This window comes from Enterobacter cloacae complex sp. 394F7 (assembly GCF_057320385.1).
In genome coordinates, this window is sequence record NZ_JBXWCS010000013.1 from 78,993 (window position 1) to 94,099 (window position 15,107).

16 protein-coding genes are annotated in these 15,107 nt (G+C 56.0%); 4 read left to right on the top strand and 12 right to left on the bottom strand.

What is annotated here, in order from left to right; all coding sequences use genetic code 11:
• Positions 1 to 161: 161 nt before the first annotated feature.
• Genes livF through livK form a run of 5 tightly spaced genes read right to left on the bottom strand, consistent with a single transcriptional unit; the run spans position 162 to position 4,997 of the window.
• A complete protein-coding gene (gene livF / locus AC2FAK_RS18275; RefSeq protein ID WP_013099128.1) occupies positions 162 to 875 on the bottom strand; it encodes a high-affinity branched-chain amino acid ABC transporter ATP-binding protein LivF in 714 nt (237 codons plus the stop codon).
• A gap of 1 nt (position 876) precedes the next feature.
• Complete coding sequence (gene livG / locus AC2FAK_RS18280) at positions 877 to 1,644, bottom strand: high-affinity branched-chain amino acid ABC transporter ATP-binding protein LivG (protein WP_013099129.1); 768 nt, start codon at positions 1,642 to 1,644, stop codon at positions 877 to 879.
• Positions 1,641 to 2,918 (bottom strand): branched chain amino acid ABC transporter permease LivM, encoded by a 1,278-nt coding sequence (livM, locus tag AC2FAK_RS18285; RefSeq protein WP_013099130.1) that lies wholly within the window; start codon positions 2,916 to 2,918, stop codon positions 1,641 to 1,643. Before livM ends, livG begins: the two co-directional genes overlap by 4 nt.
• Complete coding sequence (livH, locus tag AC2FAK_RS18290) at positions 2,915 to 3,841, bottom strand: high-affinity branched-chain amino acid ABC transporter permease LivH (protein WP_013099131.1); 927 nt, start codon at positions 3,839 to 3,841, stop codon at positions 2,915 to 2,917. The genes livM and livH overlap by 4 nt, the downstream gene beginning before the upstream one ends.
• Positions 3,842 to 3,887: 46 nt before the next feature.
• The gene (gene livK, locus AC2FAK_RS18295; protein WP_028028112.1) at positions 3,888 to 4,997 is read right to left on the bottom strand and encodes a high-affinity branched-chain amino acid ABC transporter substrate-binding protein LivK; all 1,110 of its coding nucleotides are present in this window, start codon (positions 4,995 to 4,997) and stop codon (positions 3,888 to 3,890) included.
• 424 nt (positions 4,998 to 5,421) lie between these two features.
• On the opposite strand from livK, the gene panM reads away from it, so the two are divergent.
• On the top strand, positions 5,422 to 5,805 hold the full coding sequence (gene panM / locus AC2FAK_RS18300) for an aspartate 1-decarboxylase autocleavage activator PanM (protein WP_095455456.1): 384 nt from the start codon (positions 5,422 to 5,424) through the stop codon (positions 5,803 to 5,805).
• Between the two features lie 91 nt (positions 5,806 to 5,896).
• Here the strand turns inward: panM and livJ are convergent, their stop codons facing one another.
• From livJ to ftsY, 6 genes are all read right to left on the bottom strand, one after another.
• Positions 5,897 to 6,997 (bottom strand): branched chain amino acid ABC transporter substrate-binding protein LivJ, encoded by a 1,101-nt coding sequence (gene livJ / locus AC2FAK_RS18305; RefSeq protein WP_014833593.1) that lies wholly within the window; start codon positions 6,995 to 6,997, stop codon positions 5,897 to 5,899.
• Positions 6,998 to 7,193: 196 nt separating this feature from the next.
• On the bottom strand, positions 7,194 to 8,459 hold the full coding sequence (locus tag AC2FAK_RS18310) for a 4-aminobutyrate--2-oxoglutarate transaminase (RefSeq protein ID WP_013099137.1): 1,266 nt from the start codon (positions 8,457 to 8,459) through the stop codon (positions 7,194 to 7,196).
• Between the two features lie 136 nt (positions 8,460 to 8,595).
• The gene (rpoH, locus tag AC2FAK_RS18315) at positions 8,596 to 9,453 is read right to left on the bottom strand and encodes an RNA polymerase sigma factor RpoH (protein WP_008500093.1); all 858 of its coding nucleotides are present in this window, start codon (positions 9,451 to 9,453) and stop codon (positions 8,596 to 8,598) included.
• Between the two features lie 251 nt (positions 9,454 to 9,704).
• Positions 9,705 to 10,760: a permease-like cell division protein FtsX gene (gene ftsX / locus AC2FAK_RS18320; RefSeq protein WP_013099139.1), complete on the bottom strand. Its 1,056-nt coding sequence runs from the start codon at positions 10,758 to 10,760 to the stop codon at positions 9,705 to 9,707.
• On the bottom strand, positions 10,747 to 11,418 hold the full coding sequence (gene ftsE / locus AC2FAK_RS18325) for a cell division ATP-binding protein FtsE (protein ID WP_013099140.1): 672 nt from the start codon (positions 11,416 to 11,418) through the stop codon (positions 10,747 to 10,749). The genes ftsX and ftsE overlap by 14 nt, the downstream gene beginning before the upstream one ends.
• A gap of 2 nt (positions 11,419 to 11,420) precedes the next feature.
• Positions 11,421 to 12,878 (bottom strand): signal recognition particle-docking protein FtsY, encoded by a 1,458-nt coding sequence (gene ftsY / locus AC2FAK_RS18330; protein WP_095455455.1) that lies wholly within the window; start codon positions 12,876 to 12,878, stop codon positions 11,421 to 11,423.
• Positions 12,879 to 13,005: 127 nt separating this feature from the next.
• Between ftsY and rsmD the strand changes: the two genes are divergently transcribed.
• Together rsmD and AC2FAK_RS18340 are read left to right on the top strand one after the other, a co-directional pair.
• Positions 13,006 to 13,608, top strand: a complete 603-nt coding sequence (gene rsmD / locus AC2FAK_RS18335) for a 16S rRNA (guanine(966)-N(2))-methyltransferase (RefSeq protein ID WP_029883606.1) — start codon at positions 13,006 to 13,008, stop codon at positions 13,606 to 13,608.
• Positions 13,592 to 13,873: a DUF1145 family protein gene (locus tag AC2FAK_RS18340; protein ID WP_013099143.1), complete on the top strand. Its 282-nt coding sequence runs from the start codon at positions 13,592 to 13,594 to the stop codon at positions 13,871 to 13,873. The genes rsmD and AC2FAK_RS18340 overlap by 17 nt, the downstream gene beginning before the upstream one ends.
• Before the next feature lie 54 nt (positions 13,874 to 13,927).
• Here the strand turns inward: AC2FAK_RS18340 and AC2FAK_RS18345 are convergent, their stop codons facing one another.
• Positions 13,928 to 14,284, bottom strand: coding sequence for a DUF2500 domain-containing protein (locus tag AC2FAK_RS18345; protein ID WP_029883607.1), 357 nt, complete (start codon positions 14,282 to 14,284; stop codon positions 13,928 to 13,930).
• Positions 14,285 to 14,413: 129 nt separating this feature from the next.
• Here AC2FAK_RS18345 and AC2FAK_RS18350 point away from each other — a divergent pair, with 129 nt between their 5' ends.
• The gene (locus tag AC2FAK_RS18350) at positions 14,414 to 15,040 is read left to right on the top strand and encodes a lysoplasmalogenase (RefSeq protein ID WP_014833599.1); all 627 of its coding nucleotides are present in this window, start codon (positions 14,414 to 14,416) and stop codon (positions 15,038 to 15,040) included.
• Positions 15,041 to 15,107: the final 67 nt, after the last annotated feature.

The window sequence follows — 15,107 nt, forward strand, 5'->3', positions numbered from 1 at the left end:
AATAACTGTTTGTTTACAGATAAGTGACAACAAAAGGTCAGCGGGATGATGGTTGTGTGAAGGGGTTTATGTGAAAAAGCCGGGTGGCGGCTTCGCCTTCCCCGGCCTACTCGATCCCGTAGGCCCGGTAAGCGTAAGCGCCACCGGGCAATACAGACGGCTCAGCCGCCTAAATACGCACTCCGCACCGCTTCATTGGCCAGCAGCGCATCGCCGGTATCCTCAAGCACCACGTGGCCGTTCTCCAGCACGTAACCGCGATCGGCGAGCTTCAGCGCCTGGTTGGCGTTCTGCTCGACGAGGAAGATGGTCATCCCCTCTTTACGCAGCTGTTCAATGGTGTCGAAGATCTGCTGAATGATAATTGGCGCAAGACCCAGCGACGGTTCATCCAGCAGCAGCAGGCGCGGCTGGCTCATCAGGGCGCGGCCGATCGCCAGCATCTGCTGCTCACCGCCGGACATGGTCCCCGCACGCTGAATACGACGCTCCCACAGGCGCGGGAAGAGTTCGTACACCCACTTGATACGGGACTGATACTGGTCGCGGTCAGCGAAGAAGCCGCCCATCGCCAGGTTCTCTTCCACCGTCATGCGCGAGAAGACACGACGCCCTTCAGGGACTATCGCCACCGCTTCACGCATGATTCTGGCGGTCTGCCAGTCGGTGATGTCTTTGCCATCAAACACAATCCGACCGCTGGTGGCGCGCGGGTCGCCGCACAGGGTACCGAGCAGCGTGGTTTTGCCCGCGCCGTTAGCCCCAATCAGGGTGACGATTTCGCCCTGATTGATATGCAGGCTGACGTCGTGCAGCGCCTGGATCTTGCCGTAGTGGGCACTTACCTTGTCAAACGTTAACATCGCTTTTTCCATCTTATGCCTCACCCAGGTATGCGCGGATCACGTCCGGGTTGTTGCGGATCTCATCCGGCGTACCGTTTGCCAGCGGCGTTCCCTGGTTCACCACGTAGATACGGTCAGAGATCCCCATTACCAGCTTCATATCGTGCTCAATCAGCAGGATAGTGGTGTCGTGATGATCGCGAAGTTCAGCAATCAGCTCGTCCAGCTCTTTGGTCTCTTTCGGGTTCAGACCCGCTGCGGGTTCATCAAGCATCAGGATTTCCGGCTGCGTTACCATGCAGCGCACAATCTCAAGGCGACGCTGGTCACCGTACGCAAGGTTACTTGCCTGGCGGTTGGCATGCGGCAGCAGACCGATACGGTCGAGCCAGGTTGCCGCACGATCCAGCGCTTCGCTCTGCGCCCGGCGGAAGGCTGGCGTCTTCAGCAGGCCGGAGAACAGACCGGTTTTCAACTGCTGATGCTGTGCCACCAGCAGGTTCTCAATCACCGTCATCTCGCGGAACAGACGCACGTGCTGGAAAGTACGCACCACGCCCATGCGGGCAATCTGCTGGCCCGGCAGCCCTTCCAGATGCTGGTCGCGCAGCATGATGGTGCCGCCCGTCGGCTTGTAGAAACCGGTCAGGCAGTTAAAGACTGTGGTTTTTCCCGCACCGTTCGGGCCAATCAGGGAGACGATCTCTTTCTTGTGCAGATCCAGATTCACATTGTTGACCGCCAGCAGGCCGCCAAAACGCATCATCAGACCGTTAACGGATAATAATGGCTGACTCATGCCTGCTCTCCTTTTGCTTGCCCGTTCTTCAGCTTCAGCTGTGGACGGGTCATCGGCAGCAGACCCTGCGGACGCCAGATCATCATCAGCACCATCAAACCACCCAGCATTAGCATGCTGTATTCGTTAAAGTCACGCATCAGCTCGCGTGAAACCACCAGCAGAATGGCGGCGAGGATAACGGCAAACTGCGAACCCATCCCGCCGAGCACCACAATCGCCAGCACAAAGGCGGATTCGGCAAAGGTGAACGATTCCGGGCTGACAAAGCCCTGACGCGCGGCAAACAGCGTGCCGGCAAAACCGGCGAACGCGGCGCTGATGGTGAACGCAGTCAGCTTAATGCGGGTCGGATTGAGGCCCAGGGAGCGGCAGGCGATTTCATCTTCACGCAGCGCTTCCCACGCGCGGCCCAGCGGCATACGCAGCAGGCGGTTAATCACGAACAGCGTGATGACCACCAGCAGCAGCGCCACCAGATAGAGCCAAATCACGCGATCGGACGGATCGTATTTCACGCCAAAGAAGTTGCTGAAGGTATCCCAGCCGCCTTCACGGGCGGTACGGCTGAACTCCAGACCAAAGAAGGTTGGTTTCGGGATCTGGCTGATGCCGTTCGGGCCGCCGGTCACCTCGGTATTGTTGAGCAGCAGGATACGGACGATTTCGCCGAAGCCTAAGGTCACAATCGCCAGGTAGTCACCGCGCAGGCGCAGCACCGGGAAGCCAAGCAGGAAACCTGCCGCGGCAGAGACCAGCCCCGCCAGCGGCAGGCACGTCCAGAAGCCGAGACCGTAATAGTGGTTCAGTAGCGCAAAGGTATACGCGCCAATGGCGTAGAAACCGCCGTAGCCCAGTACCAGCAGGCCAGAGAGCCCCACCACCACGTTCAGGCCCAGACCCAGAATAACGTAGATCATGGTCAGGGTGGCGATATCTACCGTGCCGCGCGAGACCACGAACGGCCACGCCACCGCAGCCACCAGCAGCGCCACGAGGAACAGCTTCTGCTTAACGGTGGAGCCATCGATAGCCGGCAGGACAAACTTCGGTCCTGAGACGCCTTTCAGCGTTTTCTGGAACAGCGGACGCAGCAGCTGGAACAGGAACACCACGGCGGTGCCGATAAAGACCCACTGCCAGCGAATGTCAGCGGCGGTGTCTACCACAAGCTTTGTGCCGTTCAGCTCTAACTGAACGCCCATAAAGACGCCCGCCAGCACGAAGAACATGGCGGCAGAGAGCAGCGCCATTGCAAAATGCATCGGTTTCATACTTTCTCTACCTCCGGACGACCCAGAATACCGGTAGGCATCACCAGCAGAACCAGAATCAGCAGGGCAAACGACACCACGTCTTTATACTCGGTACTCAAATACGCTGAGGAGAGCGCTTCTGCCACGCCCAGAATCAGGCCGCCAATCATCGCGCCAGGAATACTGCCGATACCGCCCAGTACCGCCGCGGTAAAGGCTTTCATCCCGGCCATAAAGCCGATGTACGGATTAATTACGCCGTAGAACTGGCCGAGCAGGACACCCGCCACCGCCGCCATCGCCGCGCCGATCACAAAAGTGAGCGCAATCACGCGGTCAGTGTTGATCCCGAGCAGGCTCGCCATCTTCAGGTCTTCCGCGCAGGCACGGCAGGCGCGTCCCATGCGGGAGTAGCGGATGAAGAGCGTCAGGGCGAGCATCGCAATAAAGGTCACCACCCAGATCACCAGTTGCATGGTGGTGATAGAGGCAGAGAAGTTTTCGCTGGCGCCGACAATCCACTGGCCGTTGAACAGGCTTGGCAGCGCCACATCGCGCGAGCCTTCGGTCAGGCTGACGTAGTTTTGCAGGAAGATAGACATCCCAATCGCGGAGATCAGGGCAATCAGGCGCTTGGAGCTGCGTACCGGCCGGTAGGCCACCCGCTCGATGCTCCAGCCGTAGGCGCTGGCAATCACAATCGCGCCGACAAACCCGGCGGCGACCAGCAGCCAGCTGCTGTCGATACCCATCATCATCAGGGCGGCGATAATCATAAAGGAGACGTAGCTACCGATCATGTACACCTCGCCGTGGGCGAAGTTGATCATGCCGATAATGCCGTACACCATCGTATAGCCGATGGCAATCAGCGCGTAGGTGCTTCCCAGCGTGACGCCGTTAAACATCTGCTGCAGGAAATAGAGAAACTGCTCGGACATATGCAAACCTTTTTATACCCGCCCGGCGGTCCGGGCGGCGGGATAATTATTTGGCGGCCGAAGACGAACCGTCGGCGTGCCACTTAAAGACACCAAATTCAAATCCCTTCAGATCGCCTTTCTCATCCCAGTTCAGCGGCCCAATCACGGTGTTCGCCCCGTGTGCTTTTAAATCTTTCACCAGATCCAGCGGTTCTTTGCTGCCAGTACGGTCCAGCGCGGTGGCCAGTGACTGCACGGCGGCGTAGGTGATCCAGACGTATGGACCACTTGGATCTTTCTTCTGCGCCTTGAGCGCATCCACGATAGCCTTGTTCGCCGGATCCTGGTCATAGCGTTTTGGCATCGTCACCAGCATGCCTTCAGCGGCATCCCCGGCGATGTTAGACAGGGAGGCGTTACCCACGCCTTCTGGCCCCATGAACTGGGTTTTCAGACCGACCGAGCGCGCCTGGCGCAGCATCTGGCCCATTTCCGGGTAATAACCACCGTAGTAAACGAAGTCGATATTCTCTTTTTGCAGACGGGCGATCAGCGCAGAGAAATCTTTCTCACCCGCGGTAATCCCGTCGAAGAAGACGATGTTTGCGCCGCCTTTTTTCAGCCCGTCCTGAACGGAACGCGCCAGGCCTTCGCCGTACTGCTGTTTGTCATGAATAATGGCAATGCGCTGCGGTTTAACCGTCTCGAGGATGTATTTCGCCGCGGTCGGCCCCTGGGAGGAGTCCAGACCGGCGGTACGCATAATGTGCTGGTAGCCGCGCTGGGTCAGCTCCGGGTTGGTGGCACCAGGGGTAATCATCAGAATACCTTCGTCTTCGTAGATATCAGACGCAGGCTGAGTGGACGATGAGCACAGATGGCCGATCACATACTGGATGCCATCGTTCACGATTTTGTTCGCCACCGCGACGGCCTGTTTTGGATCGCAGGCGTCGTCGTATTCCACGCCCACCAGCTTGTCGCCTTTGATGCCACCTTTGGCGTTGATGTCTTTAATTGCCTGACGTGCGCCGTTGAACTCCATGTCACCCCACTGGGCAACAGGCCCGGACATGGCACCGACCACCGCAACTTTAATCTCTTCCGCCATGGCTGCATGCGAGAGAGACAATGCAACCATGCCCGCGATTAACGTCTTCGCGTTCCTTTTCATCTCTGAATCCCCATTCGTGATGTCGTGTATATATTTTGTTTTATTATGGTTAAAAAACATTCTGTACTTTTAATGCACAACGCTATTTTTACCAGTGCCTTTAATGGTTTAGCGCAGGTTTTTATCAAAAACCAGACTAAAATCTCTATTTTTCAGGCGATTAAGCAAAGATAATATTCTGAAATCAGGCAGAGATAAACAAATAAAAGTGCAGTTTGTAGCATAAAATAACGGTACAAAGCGCCGAATAAATCACTGCCATTCAGGTTAAAATTCTGCTTATTTTTCGATCCATGTGTTTTCAAACTGCACTTCGTCCTGGCAAAAAACTAATCACCTGGTAACGGGGAATAAAAAGAGGAAGCCGCTGAGCGAATAAATTGAGTACACTGCCTCTACTCAATTTGATTTGGACAAGCAGCTAATGAAACTGACTATCGTTCGTCTGGTGACCTTTAGCGACCAGGATCATATCGACCTGGGCAAGATCTGGCCGGAATATTCCCCTTCGTCGCTGAGCGTTGACGAAACCCACCGTATTTATGCCGCGCGCTTCAACGAGCGTCTGCTGGCTGCTGTGCGCGTGACGCTGAGCGGCACGGAAGGGGCGCTGGACTCTCTGCGCGTGCGTGACGTCACCCGTCGTCGCGGCGTAGGGCAGTACCTGATCGAAGAATTGATCCGTGAAAACCCGAGCATTACCTCCTGGTGGATGGCCGACGTAGGCGTGGAGGACCGTAGCGTGATGGCGGCGTTTATGCAGGCGTTAGGGTTTACGGCGCAGAAAAATGGGTGGGAGAAGCGCTAGATTTGTGCGGCCTGATGCCCTCACCCCAGCCCTCTCCCACGGGGAGAGGGGGCAAACATTAAAAAAGGCAACTTACGTTGCCTTTTTGCTTTTATTTGGCGTCAGTAGCAGTACCGTTGGCATGCCAGTCAAACACGCCGAACTCGAAGCCCTTCAGATCGCCCTTCTCATCCCAGGAGAGCGGCCCCATCACGGTATCAACAGAGTTCGCTTTCAGCCAGGTGGCAATCTCAGCCGGATCGGCTGACTGGTTCAGACCCGCCTGCAGAGACTGCAGTGCTGCGTAGGTTGTCCAGACGAACGCGCCGCTTGGATCCTGTTTCTTCGCCTTAATGGCATCTACAATCGGTTTGTTCGCAGGGACCTGGTCGTAGTTCTTCGGCTTGGTCACCAGCAGGCCTTCCGCAGACTCACCGGCAATGTTAGACAGGGAAACGTTCGCCACCCCTTCCGGCCCCATGAACTGGGTTTTCAGACCCGCTGCACGAGCCTGACGCAGGATCTGCCCCATTTCCGGGTGGTAGCCACCGTAGTAAACGAAGTCGATATTCTCTTTCTTCAGACGCGCCACCAGGGTAGAGAAGTCTTTCTCACCGGCGGTGATACCATCAAAGAAGACGACGTCAGCATTCGCTTTCTTCAGGTTGTCCTGCACGGAGCGCGCCAGACCTTCACCGTACTGCTGTTTGTCATGAACGATCGCGATACGCTTCGGCTTCACTTTTTCGACAATGTATTTGGCGGCCGTTGGGCCCTGATCGGAGTCCAGACCGGTGGTGCGCAGGATCAGCTTATAGCCGCGCGACGTCAGCTCCGGTGCCGTTGCCGCCGGGGTGATCATCAGGATGCCTTCGTCTTCGTAGATATCAGACGCAGGCTGGGTGGAAGAGGAGCACAGGTGACCGATAACGTATTTGATGCCGTCGTTCACCACTTTGTTCGCCACGGCAACCGCTTGTTTCGGGTCACAGGCATCATCATATTTTACGATCTGCAGTTTTTCGCCTTTGATACCGCCCTTCGCATTAATGTCGGCAACCGCCTGTTCTGCGCCCGTAAATTCCTGGTCGCCATACTGTGCTACCGGACCGGACATCGCGCCCACCACGGCCACTTTAATATCGGCCTGCGCCATGGTGCTGAATGCCAACGCGATACATCCTGCCAGTAACGCTTTACCCTTCATGTTCATCCTGAGATTCCCCATTATTATGGTTATTACGATTGTTGTGATGTTGTTGTGTAGCGCTTTATTTCAGTTATAGGTATGCCAGTCGCGCTTTTTCAGCATACTCTGCTAAAACATACCCCATTTTTATGATTTTGGAATAGCAAATTTGAAATGAATATATGATAAGCCCGGCAGGAATTTCACCGGGCTTCTGGCTTTAACGAGTCAGCGACGCAGAAATAATGTCCAGCGCTTTACGGAACTGCACTTCAGGGATTGTGAGCGGATAGAGGAAACGGATGACGTTACCGTACACGCCGCAGCTCAGAAGCAGAAGGCCTTCCTGCAGGGCTCGCTCCTGAACCTGACGGGTGAATTCCGGTGACGGCAGCCCGGATTGCGGATCGTTAAACTCCACCGCCACCATTGAGCCTTGTGCGCGGATATCCGCGATATACGGACAATGTTCCTTCGCTTTGTTCAGTACTTCCACCAGATGATGACCCAGGTGCGCCGAGCGCGTACAAAGATCGTCTTCATCAATCACGTCCAGCACGGCATGTGCGGCGGCGATCGCCAGTGGGTTACCGGCATAGGTACCGCCCAGTCCGCCAGGCGCAGGCGCGTCCATCACCTCGGCGCGGCCCGACACCGCCGAGAGCGGCATGCCACCCGCCAGGCTTTTCGCCATGGTGATCAGATCCGGCTTCACGCAGTGGTGTTCCATCGAGAACAGTTTTCCGGTACGCGCAAAACCGCTTTGCACCTCATCGGCGATCAGCAAAATACCGTGGGTATCGCACAGGGCGCGCAAGGCCTGCATAAAATCCGCCGGTGCAATGTTGAAACCGCCCTCACCCTGAACCGGTTCAAGAATAATGGCCGCGACCTGGTCCGGGGCAATGTCCGCTTTGAAGATACGCTCCAGGCTTTTTAATGCCTCCGCCGTACTGACACCGTGCAGTTCATTGGGGTATTGGGCGTGATATACAGAGCCAGGAAACGGCCCGAAACCCAGCTTGTAAGGGGCAACTTTCCCCGTCAGCGCCATGGTCATCGAGGTGCGTCCATGAAAAGCACCGCCAAAGGCGATCAGGCCAGGGCGTCTGGTGTATGCGCGGGCAATTTTTACCGCGTTTTCGACGGCTTCTGCCCCCGTTGAGAAGAAGGCGGTTTTGGCCGGGCCGTCAATCGGCACACGCGCGTTGATTCGCTCGGCAAGCGACACATAGCCTTCGTATGGCACAATCTGGTACGCCGTGTGGGTGAAGGCATGAAGTTGTTTTTCAATGGCGGAAATGATTTTTGGATGGCGATGCCCGGTGTTCAGCACCGCTATTCCGGCGGCGAAGTCGATATACTCGTTGCCCTCGACGTCCCACACCGTGGCGTTTTCAGCTTTTTCGGCATAGAAGTTACACATCACGCCGATGCCGCGCGGCGTCGCCTGTAAACGCCGGTCGTTCAGTTCGTTATTTTTCACCCTGTCCCCCTGAGAAAGTCGCCTGCTTAGCGCATCAGTAAGTGTTTGCCAGGGGGGAGAAATTCGCCAGAGCGGGCGCTAAAAAAACAAAACCCCCGGATTCGCATCCAGGGGCTCTCGTCATACTTCGCGGGAATTACGCTTCAATCGCGGCGCGAAGTTTTTTCATGGCGTTCTTTTCAAGCTGACGCACACGTTCAGCGGACACGCCGTAGCGGTCGGCCAGCTCCTGCAGCGTGGACTTGTTGTCTTCGTCCAGCCAGCGGGCACGGATAATATCCTGGCTACGCTCGTCAAGGCCTTCCATCGCATAGCTCAGCTTGTTCGCGGCCTGATCTTCCCAGTTGTCCTCTTCAATGCCGTCAGCAAAGTTAGAGGTCTTATCCTGCAGATACAGTACCGGCGCCATTGGCTGGCTGTCGGACGCATCGTCATCGGAAGACATGTCAAAAGTCATGTCCTGCGCGGCCATACGGGATTCCATCTCACGCACATCTTTGCTGGAAACACCCAGCTCGCGCGCCACCATTTCTACTTCATCCTGATTGAACCAGCCCAGACGCTGCTTGGTTTTACGCAGGTTGAAGAAGAGTTTGCGTTGCGCTTTTGTCGTGGCGACTTTCACGATACGCCAGTTGCGCAGCACGTATTCGTGAATCTCTGCTTTGATCCAGTGCACAGCGAAGGAGACCAGTCGTACACCCACTTCCGGGTTAAAGCGACGTACAGCCTTCATCAGGCCGATGTTACCTTCCTGAATCAAGTCCGCCTGCGGCAGGCCATAGCCCGCATAATTACGAGCAATGTGAACAACAAAGCGCAGGTGAGACAGGATCAGCTTTTTCGCTGCTTCCAGATCGCCCTGGTAATGCAGCTTTTCAGCAAGCTCCTTTTCTTCCTCGGCCGTTAACATCGGCCAGGTGTTCGCAGCCCGGATATACGATTCCAGGTTACCAACAGGGGCTAAAGCTAAAGTTTGCATTTCTTTGGTCATTCATTCCTCTCAATGTTTCTTCTGGTCCAGGTTGTCCCCATCAGGCAACAACCATGCCAAAGCGTTTGAGCAACGAGATTAGCATTCACTCTTTTATCAGACAGTGATTTTATCCACAAGTTCCAGGTGCAACGGTGAATAAATTACGCACAAAATGTGACATGGAGATGATAACAGGGGAAGAGACAACAGGGACGCTTTCCCTGCAGAGCGAACATCTCGGTGCAGGGAAAGATTATATCACGCTTTTCTTAGTCGGGAGTAAAGTGGCGTAAATGTTGAACCGTCGCCAGCCATGCTGCCACCCAGCCAATCATGGAGCAAACCAGCAGCAGAAGAAGGCACTCATCGAACCCTAAGCCACTGATATCAAACTTAGTTCCGAAGACCTGCGCCACCTCAGTCACGGCGGAGGAGAGCCGCATCACCAAAATTTCTGACAATATCAGTGAAAGAAATGCGCCGGAAAAACCGAGCAATGCGCCGCCGTAAAGGAACGGACGCAGGATGAAGCCATCCGTCGCACCAATCAGCTTTTGCACGTTGATGGTATCGCGGCGGGCGAAAATGCTCAGGCGCACGCTGTTACCGATGACGAGGAATACCGCCGCCACCATCAGCACGCCAATCATCGCCGACACGCGCCCCACCAGCCCGGTCAGTGCGGCAAGACGCGCAAACCAGCTGTCGTCCATGCGCACTTCATCAATGCCTTTAATGGTAGAGATGCGGTCGCGCAGCGTATTAAGTGAATCCGTTCCCTGGAAGTCGAGCTTCGGGATCACCACCGCCACGGCCGGCAGCGGGTTCTCTTCGAGCATATCCAGCGCGCCGCCAAAGCCTGACCAGTTACGGAACTCACCCAGCGCTTCTTCGCGGGAAAGGTAGTTCACCTTCTCCACGCCCTTCTCGGCCTGGATTTGCCCCACCACCTGCGCCGCGGCGTTATCGTCGAGCGCTTTGTCCAGATAGACCGTGATCTGCGGAGACGGATAATACTGCGACGCCGCCTGATTCACGTTCTTATAGACCATATAGCAGACGCTTGGCAGCGTCAGCGAAATGGCGATAACCATCACCGTCAGGAACGTCGCCAGCGGTTTACTTTTCAGATCCTGCAACGCGCCGTGGAAGGCGTAGCGTACCTGTTCATTGAACACGTTGGTTTTGCGGGAGTTTGGCTTCGGCGCGGCTTTCGCCCGCTTCGGCGCATTACGGTTACCGTCACCGCCACCCTGCGGCTTACGGAAACGGTCAAACCGGTTCCCGAACTGCCGAATCTGGTTCATTGCATCACGCTTGTTCACCGTGGCCTCCGTGCAAATGCCCGTCGCTCAGGGTCAGCATGCGGTACGAACGGCGGGAAATGAGCCCAATGTCGTGCGTCGCCATCAATACCGTCACCCCAACGCGGTTGAATTCCTCAAACAGACGCAAAATCCCTTCAGAAAGGGCGTCGTCCAGGTTACCGGTCGGTTCATCCGCCAGCAGTACCGCAGGCTTGTTCACCACCGCACGGGCAATGCCCACACGCTGCTGTTCACCGCCGGAGAGCTGGATCGGAAAGTTCTTCGCTTTGTCCAGCAGCCCGACCTTATCCAGCGCCGCAGAGACGCGACGGCGGATATCATCATAGCTGGCACCGGCAATAATCAGCGGGATCGCCACGTTATCGAAAACGGTGCGATCCATCAGCAGGTGGTGATCCTGGAAAATCATCCCGATCTGGCGACGCAGGAACGGCACTTCGCGGTTCTTAAGACGGCTAATTTCATGGCCGCTGAACCAGATTTTCCCGGCGCTTGGCCGTTCAATCCCACAGATAAGCTTGAGCAGGGTACTTTTCCCCGCGCCGGAATGGCCGGTCAGGAATGCCATCTCGCCTGGCTGCAGGTGGAAGGTCACCCCCTGCAGCGCTTGTCTCCCACCGAGATAGGCCTTGCTGACGTGTTCAAAGCGAATCATTGTTAGTCCTCTCGGGCAAATAATGCCTCAATAAAGTCGTCCGCCTTAAACGGACGCAAATCCTCAATACGCTCGCCCACACCGATGTAACGAATAGGAATGCCGAACTGATCGGCCACGGAGAAGATCACCCCGCCTTTCGCGGTGCCGTCCAGTTTGGTCAGCGTGATCCCGGTCAGTCCTACCGCTTCATGGAACAGCTTCGCCTGGCTGACGGCGTTCTGTCCGGTGCTGGCATCGATGGTCAGCATAATTTCATGCGGTGCGTCTTCGTCCAGCTTCTTCATGACGCGGACGATTTTCTTCAACTCTTCCATCAGGTGCGATTTGTTCTGCAAACGCCCTGCGGTATCGGCAATCAGGACATCCACATTTCGCGACTTCGCCGCCTGGATGGCGTCAAAGATCACGGACGCGGAATCCGCACCGGTGTGCTGCGCAATCACCGGAATGTTGTTGCGCTGGCCCCACACCTGCAGCTGTTCAACCGCCGCCGCGCGGAAGGTATCACCCGCCGCCAGCATCACCGATTTACCCTGCTGCTCGAACTGACGCGCCAGTTTGCCGATGGTGGTGGTTTTCCCGACACCGTTAACGCCAACCATCAGAATAACAAATGGCGTTTTGCCTTCAATATTAAGCGGTTCGTCAACTTTTGCGAGAATTTCACCCATCTCGTCTTTCAGCAGGCCGTACAGCGCTTCGGCGTCGCGCAGCTGTTTGCGGCTCGCCCCTTCGGTCAGGTTGGCGATGATCTTACGGGTGGTTTCCACCCCAACGTCCGCAATCAGCAACTGCTCTTCCAGCTCTTCAAACAGATCGTCGTCGATCTTTTTGCCGCGGAACAGACTGATAAATCCGGAACCTAAATTTTCTTTGGTTTTTAACAGGCTGCGTTTCAGGCGGGCAAAGAAACCTTCTTTGGTCGGTTTTTCCTGCTCCTGAACGATCTCCTCTTCGGCCTGCTCTTCCACGGGCACGACGATAACCGCTTCTTCAGCCGCCTGAGCGGCCAGCGCCTGGGCTTCCAGCTCTTCGTCGGTCAGCTCCGGCTGATGTGCCGCTTCTTGTTCCACCGCGTCGACAATTTCCACGGTTTCCGCTTCGGCCTGCCACTCTTCAGGGGAAACGTCCTCCGCTTTTACCTCTTCCGGCAGCGGCAACTCTTCATGTTCGATAACGGCCTGCGGCGCTTCAGTAACCGCTTCAACAACAGGTTCTGGCTTTTCGCTCTCCTGAACCTGTTCGGTGACCTCAACCACCTCTTCAGCAAAGGCTTCAGTCTCTTCTTTGCTGTGCGCATGCTCTTCCGCTTCGACAACCGCGGCGGTTTCTACAGGCGTTTCAGGCTGAGACTGTTCTTCAACGGCTTGTTGTTCTTCGGTTTTCTGTTCTGTTTCTTGCTCTTTTTCACCGAAACCCAGCCAGGAAAAGAAGCCACGTTTTTTTTGTTTTGCCATCTGCGACTACACTCCTCGCGGCGCTATATACATGGAAGCTAAAAAAATGATGAAATAGTCTAACACTTTACTTAATTGACATCACCGCCCGCAATCGCAGGCCAATTGTTAACAGAGCTTTCCTGAGATGAAGAAACCCAACCGCGCCCCAGCCGGTCAAATTCGTATTATCGGTGGCCAGTGGCGAGGCCGGAAACTCCCGGTGCCGGACAGCCCCGGTTTACGCCCAACCACCGACCGCGTGCGTGAAACGCTGTTTAACTGGCTGGCCCCGTCAATGGTAGACGCCCACTGCCTCGACTGCTTTGCTGGCAGCGGCGCATTAGGGCTGGAAGCCCTCTCGCGCTACGCCGCCAGCGCCACGCTGCTGGAGATGGAGCGCGGCGTCGCGCAGACGCTGCAGCAAAATCTGGCGACGCTGAAAGCCACCAACGCCAAAGTGGTGAACACCAATACGCTCAGTTTCCTCGCGCAGCCAGGCACGCCGCACAACGTGGTGTTTGTCGATCCGCCGTTCCGTAAGGGGCTGCTGGAAGAGACGTTATCCCTGCTGGAAAGCAACGGCTGGCTGGCGGATGACGCGCTGATTTACGTTGAAAGCGAAGTGGAAAATGGGCTACCGCCAGTGCCGGTTCACTGGGATTTACACCGCGAAAAAGTGGCGGGTCAGGTCGCTTATCGTCTGTATCATCGTCAGGCACAAGGAGAATCCAATGCCAGTACTGATTAATCTGGGACGTTTACTGATGCTGTGCGTCTGGGCGTTTTTGCTGCTCAATCTGGTGCATCCGTTCCCGCGCCCGATGAATATCTTCGTGAACGTGGCGTTTATCTTTACCACCTTCATGCACGCCCTGCAGATGGTGATGCTGAAAAATGGCCTGCCAAAAGACGGCCCGCAGATGACCGGCTGGCAGCAGCTGCGCGTGTTTATTTTCGGCGTGTTTGAACTGCTGGTGTGGATGAAGAAGTTTAAGGCGCAGGTGAAGAAGTAAGGTGCGGTCTGATGCCCTCACCCTAACCCTCTCCCACTGGGAGAGGGGATCGTATTATTCAGCCCTGAACCCCTCAAACCGCGACCCTTTGTAACTCAGCATCCCTTTCTCACCCACCGTCAGCTGATGGTACTGCTGCGCCTCCAGGCGGAAGGTCATCTCCAGGCCGCCCGTTTCCGGCTTAAAGCTCGCTTCATAGCGCATGGTCGTTCCCGCAGGGGTAACCTGTTGCTGGCGCGAGCGCCGGTCATTAAGGGGTTTTTCGCGTTTATTGCTCACCACCACGCGCTTTTGCATCAGCGGCGCGGCGTCATTATCCGCCTTCTCGCGGCGCTGCTGCACAAAACGGAACGAGGCGGCAATGACGATAATCGCCACCACGATAATGAAAAACAGCGGCATCTTGCTCATTCAACAATCCCATAAGATTATGCGGAATTCAGGATACCCTGACTCCCCCGGCATTGCCAAACGCCTGCCCGCATCACTACACTGAAGATGAAACTGATTATTCAGCCTTAACAGATACAGGGAGTTAATATGCTTTGGTCATTTATCGCTGTCTGTTTTTCCGCATGGCTTTATGTCGATGCGTCGTACCGCGGTCCGGCCTGGCAGCGCTGGTTGTTTAAACCCGTCACGCTGTTGCTGCTCCTGCTGCTTGCCTGGCAAGCGCCGATGTTTAACGCCGTCAGCTATCTGGTCCTCGCCGGGCTGTGTGCTTCCCTGATTGGCGATGCCTTAACCCTGCTGCCGCGTCAGCGTCTGCTGTATGCCGTGGGGGCGTTCTTCCTGTCGCATCTGCTCTACACCATCTACTTCGCCAGCCAGATGACGCTATCCTTCTTCTGGCCGCTCCCGCTGGTGCTGCTGGTGATTGGCGCCCTGCTGATTGCGGTGATCTGGTCGCGGCTGGAAGAGATGCGTCTGCCTGTCTGCACGTTTATCGCCATGACGCTGGTGATGGTGTGGCTGGCCGGTGAACTGTGGTTCTTCCGTCCAACGGCCCCGGCGATGTCCGCCTTCTTCGGCGCGGCCCTGCTGTTAATCGGGAATATCGTCTGGCTGGGCAGCCACTATCGCCGTCGTTTCCGGGCTGATAACGCGATTGCCGCCGCCTGCTACTTTGCCGGGCACTTCCTGATTGTGCGTTCGCTGTATATCTAAATAAGCCTTGACTCTGGAGTCGACTCCAGAGTGTATGCTGCGGTTAATGAGAAAATTATCATTACCG

Coding starts and splice junctions, on each gene's coding strand:
- ftsY (WP_095455455.1), bottom strand. CDS start 12,878: ATGGCAAAACAAAAAAAACGTGGCTTCTTTTCCTGGCTGGGTTTCGGT.
- livK (WP_028028112.1), bottom strand. CDS start 4,997: ATGAAAAGGAACGCGAAGACGTTAATCGCGGGCATGGTTGCATTGTCT.
- livF (WP_013099128.1), bottom strand. CDS start 875: ATGGAAAAAGCGATGTTAACGTTTGACAAGGTAAGTGCCCACTACGGC.
- AC2FAK_RS18340 (WP_013099143.1), top strand. CDS start 13,592: ATGCCAGTACTGATTAATCTGGGACGTTTACTGATGCTGTGCGTCTGG.
- ftsE (WP_013099140.1), bottom strand. CDS start 11,418: ATGATTCGCTTTGAACACGTCAGCAAGGCCTATCTCGGTGGGAGACAA.
- rpoH (WP_008500093.1), bottom strand. CDS start 9,453: ATGACCAAAGAAATGCAAACTTTAGCTTTAGCCCCTGTTGGTAACCTG.
- livM (WP_013099130.1), bottom strand. CDS start 2,918: ATGAAACCGATGCATTTTGCAATGGCGCTGCTCTCTGCCGCCATGTTC.
- AC2FAK_RS18345 (WP_029883607.1), bottom strand. CDS start 14,284: ATGAGCAAGATGCCGCTGTTTTTCATTATCGTGGTGGCGATTATCGTC.
- livJ (WP_014833593.1), bottom strand. CDS start 6,997: ATGAACATGAAGGGTAAAGCGTTACTGGCAGGATGTATCGCGTTGGCA.
- livH (WP_013099131.1), bottom strand. CDS start 3,841: ATGTCCGAGCAGTTTCTCTATTTCCTGCAGCAGATGTTTAACGGCGTC.
- panM (WP_095455456.1), top strand. CDS start 5,422: ATGAAACTGACTATCGTTCGTCTGGTGACCTTTAGCGACCAGGATCAT.
- AC2FAK_RS18350 (WP_014833599.1), top strand. CDS start 14,414: ATGCTTTGGTCATTTATCGCTGTCTGTTTTTCCGCATGGCTTTATGTC.
- livG (WP_013099129.1), bottom strand. CDS start 1,644: ATGAGTCAGCCATTATTATCCGTTAACGGTCTGATGATGCGTTTTGGC.
- rsmD (WP_029883606.1), top strand. CDS start 13,006: ATGAAGAAACCCAACCGCGCCCCAGCCGGTCAAATTCGTATTATCGGT.